10 protein-coding genes are annotated in these 10,880 nt (G+C 42.5%); 4 read left to right on the forward strand and 6 right to left on the reverse strand.

Annotated elements, in window-relative coordinates; translation table 11 throughout:
* The first annotated feature begins 218 nt into the window (after positions 1-218).
* Positions 219-587: a glyoxalase superfamily protein gene (locus tag MusilaSJ_RS21130; RefSeq protein WP_274986789.1), complete on the forward strand. Its 369-nt coding sequence runs from the start codon at positions 219-221 to the stop codon at positions 585-587.
* Positions 588-855: 268 nt separating this feature from the next.
* On the opposite strand, the gene MusilaSJ_RS21135 is transcribed toward MusilaSJ_RS21130, so the two are convergent.
* From MusilaSJ_RS21135 to MusilaSJ_RS21150, 4 genes are all read right to left on the reverse strand, one after another.
* Entirely contained in the window at positions 856-2,955 is a 2,100-nt protein-coding gene (locus MusilaSJ_RS21135; RefSeq protein WP_274986790.1) for a putative porin, read from the reverse strand.
* The gene (locus MusilaSJ_RS21140) at positions 2,955-3,770 is read right to left on the reverse strand and encodes a purine-nucleoside phosphorylase (protein ID WP_274986791.1); all 816 of its coding nucleotides are present in this window, start codon (positions 3,768-3,770) and stop codon (positions 2,955-2,957) included. Before MusilaSJ_RS21140 ends, MusilaSJ_RS21135 begins: the two co-directional genes overlap by 1 nt.
* Positions 3,754-4,797, reverse strand: coding sequence for a tetraacyldisaccharide 4'-kinase (gene lpxK / locus MusilaSJ_RS21145; RefSeq protein WP_274986792.1), 1,044 nt, complete (start codon positions 4,795-4,797; stop codon positions 3,754-3,756). The genes MusilaSJ_RS21140 and lpxK overlap by 17 nt, the downstream gene beginning before the upstream one ends.
* Positions 4,798-4,966: 169 nt before the next feature.
* Positions 4,967-5,422, reverse strand: a complete 456-nt coding sequence (locus MusilaSJ_RS21150) for a hypothetical protein (protein ID WP_274986793.1) — start codon at positions 5,420-5,422, stop codon at positions 4,967-4,969.
* A gap of 86 nt (positions 5,423-5,508) precedes the next feature.
* Between MusilaSJ_RS21150 and MusilaSJ_RS21155 the strand changes: the two genes are divergently transcribed.
* Positions 5,509-6,420, forward strand: a complete 912-nt coding sequence (locus MusilaSJ_RS21155; RefSeq protein WP_274986794.1) for a serine hydrolase — start codon at positions 5,509-5,511, stop codon at positions 6,418-6,420.
* Between the two features lie 393 nt (positions 6,421-6,813).
* Here the strand turns inward: MusilaSJ_RS21155 and MusilaSJ_RS21160 are convergent, their stop codons facing one another.
* On the reverse strand, positions 6,814-6,969 hold the full coding sequence (locus MusilaSJ_RS21160; RefSeq protein ID WP_274986795.1) for a hypothetical protein: 156 nt from the start codon (positions 6,967-6,969) through the stop codon (positions 6,814-6,816).
* Positions 6,970-7,059: 90 nt separating this feature from the next.
* On the opposite strand from MusilaSJ_RS21160, the gene MusilaSJ_RS21165 reads away from it, so the two are divergent.
* The gene (locus MusilaSJ_RS21165; RefSeq protein WP_274986796.1) at positions 7,060-7,677 is read left to right on the forward strand and encodes a hypothetical protein; all 618 of its coding nucleotides are present in this window, start codon (positions 7,060-7,062) and stop codon (positions 7,675-7,677) included.
* A gap of 67 nt (positions 7,678-7,744) precedes the next feature.
* Positions 7,745-8,476 carry a pyridoxine 5'-phosphate synthase gene (locus tag MusilaSJ_RS21170; RefSeq protein WP_274986797.1) on the forward strand — a complete coding sequence of 244 codons (732 nt, stop codon included), beginning with the start codon at positions 7,745-7,747 and terminating at the stop codon, positions 8,474-8,476.
* Here MusilaSJ_RS21170 and MusilaSJ_RS21175 read toward each other — a convergent pair.
* Positions 8,459-10,813: a T9SS type B sorting domain-containing protein gene (locus tag MusilaSJ_RS21175; protein WP_274986798.1), complete on the reverse strand. Its 2,355-nt coding sequence runs from the start codon at positions 10,811-10,813 to the stop codon at positions 8,459-8,461. The two genes, MusilaSJ_RS21170 and MusilaSJ_RS21175, sit on opposite strands and share 18 nt — an antisense overlap.
* Positions 10,814-10,880: the final 67 nt, after the last annotated feature.

Genomic DNA, 10,880 nt, shown 5'->3' on the forward strand with positions numbered 1-10,880 from the left:
GGTAGCCTCATTTTAAAACCGCATTCAATGTAATAGACGAGGGGGCAAAATGTGCCGACGAAAGTAAGTTATCTGCTGTATGGAAACCTAATTTACAAAGCCGTTTTAGCCATATTTAACATCTATTAACATTTACCGGCAGTTAATTGAAAATAAGCATGTTCGCTGTACAAAATTGGCGGCACTTTCCGTTAAATTTGTTTAACAATCAAATACCCATGTCAATAACAAAACCTATCCTCCGAATTTTTGATTATGATAAAGCCATAGAGTTTTATATTACCTGGCTCGGCTTTAAAACCGATTGGGAACACAAGCCCGAAGGTGCGCCGGTATACATCCAAATTTCCCTGCACGATGTAGTGCTTTACCTCTCCGAGCATCATGGCGATGCCAGTCCCGGCAGCCACATAGCAATCGATGACTTTAGCGAGTTAAGGGATTACCACGCCCACCTCATCGCCAAAAAATATAAATATAACCGTCCCGGTTTGGAGGTGCCCGAATGGAATGATAAAGCCATCACTATGACCGTTCATGACCCTTTTGGTAACAGGTTAACCTTTAGTGAGGAGTTGAAGAGGTAAGCCTGTTGATCCTTCACATCTTAAAAAAAAATGTCATTTCGATAGAGCAGGGGCGGGCTGAGTGGTGGAGCGAAAGAGAAATCTTCTGCATGAGACTCTACAACTATGGCTGTAAATGCAGGGTGTAGAAGATTTCTCCTCACCCCTTGTGCGCAACCCCACCTGGTTCGTCGAAATGACATTTTTTGAACTACTTTAGCAGGTAGAAAATAAAAGCCCGAAACTAACACTTAATTGGTTTCGGGCTTTTTAGTATCCGATGATCTTATTAATTATAAAACGTCCACGAAACACCGAATTTCAGGATGGCATCCTGTTGTGGGTAACGATTAACAGTGTAATAGCCTTTACTCCAGGCACGCTGGTTGATGTAATCATAAGCAACAAACAGGTTGGTACGCTGCAGGGTTGCTTTGAAAAATACGCCAAATATCGGATAGGATGAAAACGTTACGTTTGCGCCGTTATAAAACTGGCCCAATCCCGGGGCATATGAAGGGGCAACATATTCTGTATTATACCTTCCATTTATACCCATACTGGCATGCAGTACATTAAGCAAAACCCTGTTAACATATAAGCTGCTGTAAGCATATACTTCCGGGGTACGAAGCGTGTTTTGATAATCGGTTTTTTGGTATACCACGTAATTATCAAAATGCAGGCTCCGGTAAGTGAAGTTTTTACCCAAACTTACTTTTAACAGGTTGATAGAGTTGTTAAGCTGAGCCGGGCGCGCGTCGGTACCGCCATCTTGGGCTGTAAAATACAGGTAATTGCTGATCAAAAAGTATTCGGCTTTTAAATCAATTTGCAGGGCATTGTTAATGTAGTTGAACGAAGCGCTGGTTGTTTTTTGATTACTGAAATCATTATGAAAAATATAATGATTGGAAATCCAGTTATTATAAACCAGCGGAGGCGAGCTGTTTTGTGAATAGGCTTCTAAAACGATCTTGCCGGTTTTTTTGCCGCCTGCCAGGGTAAGTTTGGCATCATACAAATAATTGCCGAAATCGCGGCCCTGGGCAATCTGCCTGAAATCGGCATCGAGCGCGATGCGGTCACTAAAGCGATAACCCAGTTTGGCTTTCAGGGTAATATCCTGGAAAGTGTTGTGCTGTACCTTGTCCTGATGAACGTATTTTACACCATACTCGTTTAGGGTGGTATCGCTAACATACTGGTTATACGAATAAAAATCGTGTACAAGCCCTAAGTCAAGCTTAAGCTCATTTTTCACAAACTTCACCGATTTACTGCGAAGGTAAAAGCTATATGAAAACTCGTTTTGGATATGTGTCACCACTGTTGAATCACGCGACCGGTTATTGCTGTAATAATAATCGGGGAACACATTATAGGTGTCAACACCGCTTTGCTTATACAGGTACCTGCTGTTTGATACATGAAGGGTATGCGATACACGTTGGGTAGGGAGGATCTTTGAATTGTCTTTCCCCTTATTCAAACTATCTATCCGGCCTAAATAATAAAATTGCTTAATATAAAGGCCCTTGTCGTTCCAGTTTTCATAACTATACGGTAAACGCACCGCTGCCCTGTCTTTTGAAAAGGCGTTATTTACATTGGTACTCGTAAACACCGAATCGTTGAGAATGCTGCCCGTTTCGGGGGCTTTAAGGTTGTTAAACAAAAGGTTGGCCAGCAGGTTATATCGTTTGCTTTTTGATTCGTACCACGTAAAAATAGAAGCATTCAAATCGCTCACGTTTTGGCCAAGGACGTTGTTAAAATTGTAGAAACCTCTTGACCCGTTGAAATTAAGGTTAAAACCGATGTTCCAGTTGGGCTTTATGTTTTGGGTATGAACGATATTAAACAGTTGTATGGCCGAACCACCAAAGGCGTTGTACAAGGTAAGCTTCGTGTAGGGTACGCGCGTGTTATAGTAATTGATATCCTGGGGCTTTAAAGCGTAAATATCAAGCGCATGCAAGCCCAGGTCAAAGCCTATGGTCCTGCTGGGCTCAAAAAGCAGAGGCCGTTGTGACAAACCAATATTACCTAAATGAATTCGGGGGCTGCGGGGATCAATAAGCGGACTATAGATCTCAAAGTTGGTGATACCGGTATCAATCGGAAACAGTTGTGTACTATCATTCAGCAAACGCTCATTGGTAACACGGATAAATTTGGAGCTGAAAACTACCGAATCCTTTTTGTTTTCTTCCTTTCGCCTTAAACTGTCCAGCAGCTGGTCGTCGGTCATTTGTTTTTCCTGCCGGCGCGCGGTATCACGGGTAGGCAGGTTACGCGGGTTAGTGCGGTTGCCATACTGCGCAAAAGCGGCCTGTACCGACAGGCACATCAGCAATAAAAAAATATATTTGAGCTTTTGGCGCATTAATTACCGGCTATCAGTTCTTTAAGTATCAGGGTCATTTTGGGTTCGGCTTCCTGCGCAATTGCAAGGATCTCTTCAAGCGTTATTGGCTTAAGTATTTCAGGAAAGCCCTCATCAGTTAATACCGAAATAGCAAACGTCGGGATCCCCATGTGGTTAGCAACAATAACCTCGGGTACGGTGCTCATACCAACCGCATCGCCGCCAATGATACGCAGGTATTTGTATTCGGCACGGGTTTCCAGGTTAGGGCCGGTTACGGCTACATATACCCCTTTATGGCAGGTGATGTTATTTTTTTGAGCGATGGCCAAACCCTTTTCGATCATATCATGACGGTAAGGTTCGCTCATATCCGGGAAGCGCGGGCCAAGCTCTTCATAATTGCGGCCAACCAGCGGGTTTTGAGGCTGCAGGTTAATATGATCTTCAATGATCATCAGGTCACCCTTTTTAAAATCGGGGTTAAGCGAGCCGCTGGCGTTTGATACATACAGCGTTTTGATGCCCAGGTATTTCATCACCCTAACCGGGAAGGTGATCTGCTGCATATTGTAGCCTTCGTAATAATGCAAACGGCCCTGCATGGCCACCACTTTAACACCTGCAAGGGTACCAAAAATAAGCTTGCCCGAATGGAACTCTAATGTTGAGATAGGGAAATCAGGAATGTTGGAATACATGAGTTGTTTTTCAACCTCAATTTCTTTTACCAGGCCACCAAGGCCGGTACCTAAAATTATACCCACTTCGGGTTCAAAATCGCCTATCCGGTTTTTGATATACCGGGCGGTGCCTTCAATATTGTCTAACATATGTTTGTACTAATTCGTCAAATTGTTGTTGCCCGTTATTTAAAAAACTAATGCCTATGGGCAGCACCAAAATGGTCAGTTTTTTAACCATCGGAAGCAGGTCCTGTTCCCCTAAACGCTGCGCATCCTTTTCTGTTGTGATGATCACTTTTTTTTGTGATACACAGGCCAAAAATTCATCGGCAAGTTTAGTGATATTTTTTAAGCTAAAACGGTGATGGTCGGGATAATTATGATGAACAATCAGTGGTGTTTGCTTTTTCAGATATGCCAATAATGGTTTTGGATTAGCTATCCCCGTAAGCAGGAAAACCGTGGTTTGATCGTCGATGGTATCTGTAACTCCAGCTCCATTCATAGTTTGGGCCGGCATGTACTTTATGGTGGTGAAAAATAGCGACTGGTGCGTATAAGGTTTGATCCTTTTAATAACGCGGCCTTGTTCCAGATCGGTCAGCGAAGCCGGACATTTACTGATGATGATGACATCCGCCCTTTTACGTCCGCCGAATGGCTCGCGCAGGTTACCCGCCGGGAGCAGAAAATGAGGTTCGTTAACACGGCTGTAATCAAAAAGCAAAATGCTTATACCCGGCTCAAGCGCGCGGTGCTGGTAGGCATCATCTAAAATAATAACATCATGATCGTCTTTTAACTGCTCAACGCCATCAACCCGCTTTTCGCAAACGGCAACATCAAGGTCCGGGAATTTATGTTTGAACTGTGCTGGTTCATCGCCGATATCTGAGGCTTTGCTTTCGGCCGATGCCATTAAAAAACCTTTGGTAATACGACCGTAGCCCCGGCTAAGCGTGGCAATTTTATAATTGTCCTTCAACAGTCTGATCAAATATTCGGTCATAGGGCTTTTACCGGAGCCGCCAACATCCAGGTTGCCGACTACGATCAGCGGCATGTCAAAGCCGGTGCTTTTGAAAATTCTCCGGTCATAACACCAGTTGCGAATAGCCGTAACCAGGCCATAGATCAGCGAAAATGGGATTAAAAGCCAGCGGAGGAATTTCATAAATGATTTTGCGGGCCGTCATTGCGAGGTATGAAGCAATCCCCGATGTGCAGGTCGGCAGTGCAAGCCCTTCTGTATAGTTTGGGATTGCTTCGTACCTCGCAATGACGTCTTTCTTCTTTTAAATTTCTGAAGAACAACAAAGTTAATATTTGATGCCGATTTACTATCAGTCTATCACCCCAAACTGCTTCAAATGATGTGTAAAATGCTTTCCGTGCCATATGATCCACTCATAATAATCCATAGGGCCGAAGGCACCGTGGATCACTTTAACATCGGGGGTATTAAAATACCTGTCGAAAGTGTCAAGTTCTTTCATTAGCTGATTAATAGCAGTTTCCAAATTAGGGTAGATTAAGGTATCAGCCAATTCTTCCAAAAAGATATTACGGGGTATTTCGGCATCGGTATAAACGGCGGAGTGTTTACGTGCAACTGTATTGTCATCCGGGCCATCCCAGGTTGGTATTTTTACACCGTTAGTATACTGAACCTGGTCAATAAGGTGTTCGATCATTTGCTGCGGTTTCATTTTGCCCCAAAGCGGCGCTGCTTCGGGCTGAAGGTTGAGCATTAAGCGATATAGCACTTTGCGGTTGGTAATATCAACAAATTGGTTCATGGGCTAACGGATGTTTTAGCAAATATAAAGGAGTGGTTGCCTGTTATATTAAAATTTGTATTTTCATTTTTTTAGATCGCCATCACATGAAACATAAACTTACCTTACTGTTGTTGACATTGTTAGCAGCACCGGCATTTGCACAAACCGACAGTAAACTCAGCGCTAAATTAAATGAAGCTGTCAAAGATTTTCAGGGCCAGGTTGGCATTTATGTATATAATTTAAAAAACGGCAAAACGGCGGAGATCAATGCAGATACGCTGTTCCCTACAGCCAGTATGATCAAAGTAAGTATCCAATGCGGGGTGATGGATAAGATAGAAAAAGGTGAGCTGAAGTATAATCAGAAATTAGTTTACCGCGATTCATTGCTTTATGCCGGTGAGGATTTGCTGGGCTCATTCAAAGATAAAGACACTGTACAATTGAGTAAAGTGGCTATGCTCATGATCACCATGAGCGATAATACCGCAAGTTTGTGGCTGCAAAAGCTGGTGGGCGGCGAATATATCAACAACTGGCTCAATCAAAATGGCTTTAAGGTAATGCGGGTAAATTCACGTGTGCCGGGCAGGGAAGCTATCCGCAAGATCTATGGTTGGGGAGTAAGCACCCCGCGCGAAATGTGCCGTCTGTTCACCATGATCCGCGAAGGTAAGGCGGTAAGCCAGGCAGCCAGCGAGCGGATGTACCGTAACATGGGGCGCATTTACTGGGATGAACATGCGTTGTCGCAAATTCCGCCTTACGTACATACCATTTCCAAACAGGGGGCGGTTGATGAATCAAGGTCAGAAACTGTGCTGGTAAATGCCCCGCATGGAGATTACGTGTTTTCGATCATTACTAATCATAACAAGGATACCAGTTGGACACCCGACAATGAAGCCGGATTGCTGATCAAAAAAGTATCCGCCCTGCTTTGGCATTATTTTGAACCTGGAGATAAGTGGCAACCGGCATACGGGGTTGACAAGTTTATGTTGAATGAGTAGATAATTAGCAGGTTATTACTGCTTCTTACAGCATAAATCTTGACAGAAAGCTGAGAGACATATGCTTTCGGCATCCGAATAGATAGACGCGGGCCTCCATTGTGAATATACTGTTAAATTAAGGTGAAAAAAATATGAGATTTATATAAATGGATGTTATATGATGCAAAAGAACTAAATTGTAATAAACGTCATACAGTTTTTAAAAATCATGTTTATATTTACAATTCAATTACGGGTATCCAAACCCGGATTTGTGATAAGGTTTAGGTTTAAAGCCCCATGCAGCGAGTGCTATGGGGCTTTTATTTTAGGGTATCTACTCAAAAATACTAAACTTCGTAAGTCTGCATATTTGAACTGCTAACTGCCACGGCACACAGCCAGCCTCCCTCATGGCGCTTCACTAAACTCTTCATCCACACTTTCGCGTAGATCATACAGCAACCATTGCTTACCGGCAATCGATCGTGTTTTTGACTGCAGTAGTTTAATGAAATCGTTAACGCCCACAGGTTCATTGCCATCGCCACATTCAAACGTTTTCATTTATTGTAATTCTGCTAATAGTATCTTTGATGTTTAATAATGTTATTTTATATTTATTTGATTTTTAGATTGTTAAAAAGTACCTGCCTTATGCAAAAAAATAATCAAATACTTATATTAGTTATTCCTGGTGTACTCGCCCTTGTTGGTACCTTACTGGGAGGAATGTTACAGGGTTACTGGAACAGCGAACTTTCCCGACAAAAATATCAATCCGATCTGGTACTTAAAGCTTTAGAATCAAACTCAGCAGAAGAACGTTTACAAACCCTTAAGCTACTTGTACACACTAATCTTATAAAAGAGTCTTCTGTTAGAGATAGTATAGTAAATTATATAATCCAAAAACAAAAAGATCCTTCCAGTATACCTCAAATCAAACCTGCTACTTCTGTTTCACTTGACGCGCCTATTGTTGATAATGCAAGAGTGTATTTGTTGGCTGGTAATAAAAAGTTGACTAATAAATTTAATGATATAGAGCAACAACTTACAAACGCCGGTTTCAAAGTAATGGGAGCCAGAAATATTTTTGATGTAGGTCGCCCGGATAGTACCGAGGTGAGGTATTTTAATGCGGATGATCAGTTACAAGCAAATAAAGTTTCTGAATTTCTGCATTTTAAATACGGTCAATCTTATGTGGCTAAGTATTATAAAGACAACAAAGCAAAATCGGGCTATATTGAAATATGGTTGGGACGTTGACGAACTTATAAGTTCAAAAGAGAATTAATTTTTGTTAACTTACCTAAATGATCTATAACTTTGAGGTATGACCCGTCTATCTGTCAACATCAACAAAATAGCTACGCTTCGTAATTCGCGGGGGGGCAATAATCCCGACCTGATCCAGGTTGCTAAAGACTGTGAACGTTTTGGCGCGCAGGGAATAACGGTGCACCCCCGGCCCGATGAGCGCCACATTCGTTATAACGATGTGTTCGAACTTAAGAAAATTGTTACTACCGAGTTTAATATTGAAGGTAATTGCCAGGAACAAAAATTTATCGACCTGGTGCTTGCCAATAAGCCCGAACAGGTTACCCTGGTGCCCGATGTGCTGGGTCAGATCACCTCAAACCATGGCTGGGATACCATCACCAACTATCATTATTTAAAAGATATGATAGCGGTATTTAAAAATGCAGGGATCAGGGTATCTATTTTTGTTGATCCGCTGCCCGAAATGGTTGAAGGCGCCGCCAAAACCGGTACCGACCGTGTAGAACTTTATACCGAAGGCTATGCTACTCATTTTCCACAAGGAAAGGAGCTTGCTATTGCTCCATATATCGAGGCCGCAAAAGTTGCACAACAGGCGGGGTTAGGCCTTAATGCCGGTCACGATCTGGACTTGCATAACCTGAAATATTTTGCAGAAAATATACCCGGCCTGCTCGAAGTAAGCATTGGTCATGCCCTGGTAAGCGATGCCTTGTACTATGGTTTGGAAAACACCATACAAATGTACCTGAGGCAATTATCGCTAACGGATAATGCTTAAGCTGCCCGATAATAAGCCACAACCGGAGTTTAGGTTAATGATATAATAATAACTGCCTGTAGGTAATGTTTTGCCATTATAGGTGCCGTTAAACGGGTGGCTATATCCTATGGAGTTAAAAATGTTTTTGCCATACCGGTTAAATATTTTTACGGTTGCCGCTGGATAGTTTTCCATTCCCGCTATCTGCCAGTAATCATTGATACCATCATTATTGGGTGTAATTACATTGGCAATATTAAGGTTTGAAAGGCCTACGCTTACATCAACCTTTGTGCGGGTACTTTCACAGGCATTGCTAAGCCTGCTGATATAGTAACTCCGGTTGGCGGTAACGTTCACTTTAAATTTGCCATTGGGTTCCTCATCAAGCGGAGTAGTACTGGTTTCACTATCATAAAGCCTGTAGGTTGACGTTGCTACAGGTTTTTTTACTGGTATTATTGTTTCGCCCGGACCGCATAATTGAAAGCTGCTTATTACAGGCGGTTCGATGACAAGCTCCTGGTTAAGCAGTGTAATGTGATAGGGCATAGCGCAGCCGTCCGGATCTATGGTGAGGGTGTATGTTCCGCCGGGAAGCCCGTCGATATCCAGTGTGTTGCGTATTACATTTCCGGCTTCATTTGTCCACCTTAATGGTGGTGTACCGCCGTTTGTATTGATAAGCTTTAAATTACTGATGCTGCCATTTGCTGCATCGCAGGAAGCATTCACTTTGTGAAGCTCTGAATCATCTATGCCGGGGTTTGAGCTGGTTAAGGTTATGGGAATAGATTGAGCAAAACAATTGCCGTTGTAACATTTGGCATAATAGGTACCAACACCCGCATTTTTAAGTTTGGTGCCGCCGGATTGTACTAATTGATCCTGGTCATTATACCAGTCAACCCCGATAACGTTCTTTAAGTTTTGCAGGGTAATAGATCCGTTATTTTTGAAGCAGGTTGGATTAACCTTCACATAATCGGCGGCCGACGTCGAAATCACCGGTTGGGTAAATTCGGATGAGCTATTGTTAAGCGTAGCATTTGCCACCAGTTTTTTATTGTGAAAATCGCCGGTATACTTCCAGTTACCCGCTGCATCTGCAACAACTGTAACCAGGTATTGTACCGGGTTACAAACGTTGCAGTCTGTATTGTCATTATAAATATAAATTGCGGCTCCGGGCGATGCCGTTCCTGAAAATTCGGCGGCACTGTTTACAATTACATTTATGTTGGGAATCGCTGTTCCGTTTGATATAAGGTAAGGGTTTGTATTGCAGGAAATACTGTTTTTGGCGATAGTAATATTGGTTGATTCGACCGCATAAAATGCGCCGCCATCATTACTGAAAATATTAATGTCGTTATCATTATCATCGCCTATAAAAGCATTGTTGCATTTAAATAACGACATGCCCGAATTTCCAGGTATACTGCTTTGTTTATTACGCAGAAAGTAAAAGCCATTTACTGATACAAACTGAAATGTTGTAACACAGAAGTCATTGTCGGTTACCTGCACGTTGCTTCCCTGGAAGTGTAAAAGAATTGAAGCGCTTCCGCGGTTATCCTGGCCGTTCACATCAAGTGAAAGTGAGTTGTTGATAAATTTATTATCGGTTCCGTTCAGGGCTATCGCGGTAGCAAAATAGTTTCTTTCTTTGGAGGTAGGGCCACCCACTAATGAGTTATCGGCGGTTATATCAAGTGCATATCCTAATTCAACAACGTTTGTTCCCGATTCATCATAACCAATAAAATTTGATTGGATATTGATATTATCATTATTCTTTGAGTCGGTTAGTGAGTTGGTGCCGCAATAAACACCGTAGATGTTATCGCAAAAAACATTTCCTTTATCCGGTGCGCCTATGGTAATATTGGTACAATCGTAGGCCGATATAGCAGTGAAAAGAAGGTTGCCGTTAAAGTTTGTGAGTTTGCTGCTGTAACCTTTTATGCATAAGCCATATATTTCCACATTGGTAACTTCAGTCATCAACAGGGCTGCTGCCTTAGTCCCCGGAAAAGTATAGCTTATATCGGGTATGATATAAACCCTGGCGTCACTTCTGCCGAGTTTGGGTGTCGGCTGCGTGCTGCCGTCGATAATTAAATTAGAGGTAACCTCGGGGAGTTGGGTAAACAAGGTAATAGGAGCCTGGCTTGGCAGATTAAAATTAATAATATCCTGCTGAATCGTGCCGTTGGCGGCTGCTTTAGTAAGGGCCTCGCGCAGTGTACCTGTTCCTGCATCGGCATTACTCGTAACGGTAAATACCGTGGCCCCTGCATTTAAACAGGTCAGCAATAAAAATAGCGTAAACAGAAACAACTTGTGTTTCATGGCGGCAACACAATCTGGAATGTTAGTTTATAAATTGATTTGGGCAATAAACTGGTTTGTTAGTATT

It is taken from the genome of Mucilaginibacter sp. SJ (assembly GCF_028993635.1).
Lineage (GTDB): Bacteria > Bacteroidota > Bacteroidia > Sphingobacteriales > Sphingobacteriaceae > Mucilaginibacter.

Bases quoted from the DNA above. Each gene is read 5' to 3' on its own strand.
- MusilaSJ_RS21170 (WP_274986797.1), top strand. From the start codon at position 7,745: ATGACCCGTCTATCTGTCAACATCAACAAAATAGCTACGCTTCGTAAT.
- MusilaSJ_RS21140 (WP_274986791.1), bottom strand. From the start codon at position 3,770: ATGTTAGACAATATTGAAGGCACCGCCCGGTATATCAAAAACCGGATA.
- MusilaSJ_RS21135 (WP_274986790.1), bottom strand. From the start codon at position 2,955: ATGCGCCAAAAGCTCAAATATATTTTTTTATTGCTGATGTGCCTGTCG.
- MusilaSJ_RS21155 (WP_274986794.1), top strand. From the start codon at position 5,509: ATGAAACATAAACTTACCTTACTGTTGTTGACATTGTTAGCAGCACCG.
- MusilaSJ_RS21150 (WP_274986793.1), bottom strand. From the start codon at position 5,422: ATGAACCAATTTGTTGATATTACCAACCGCAAAGTGCTATATCGCTTA.
- MusilaSJ_RS21160 (WP_274986795.1), bottom strand. From the start codon at position 6,969: ATGAAAACGTTTGAATGTGGCGATGGCAATGAACCTGTGGGCGTTAAC.
- MusilaSJ_RS21175 (WP_274986798.1), bottom strand. From the start codon at position 10,813: ATGAAACACAAGTTGTTTCTGTTTACGCTATTTTTATTGCTGACCTGT.
- MusilaSJ_RS21165 (WP_274986796.1), top strand. From the start codon at position 7,060: ATGCAAAAAAATAATCAAATACTTATATTAGTTATTCCTGGTGTACTC.
- MusilaSJ_RS21130 (WP_274986789.1), top strand. From the start codon at position 219: ATGTCAATAACAAAACCTATCCTCCGAATTTTTGATTATGATAAAGCC.
- lpxK (WP_274986792.1), bottom strand. From the start codon at position 4,797: ATGAAATTCCTCCGCTGGCTTTTAATCCCATTTTCGCTGATCTATGGC.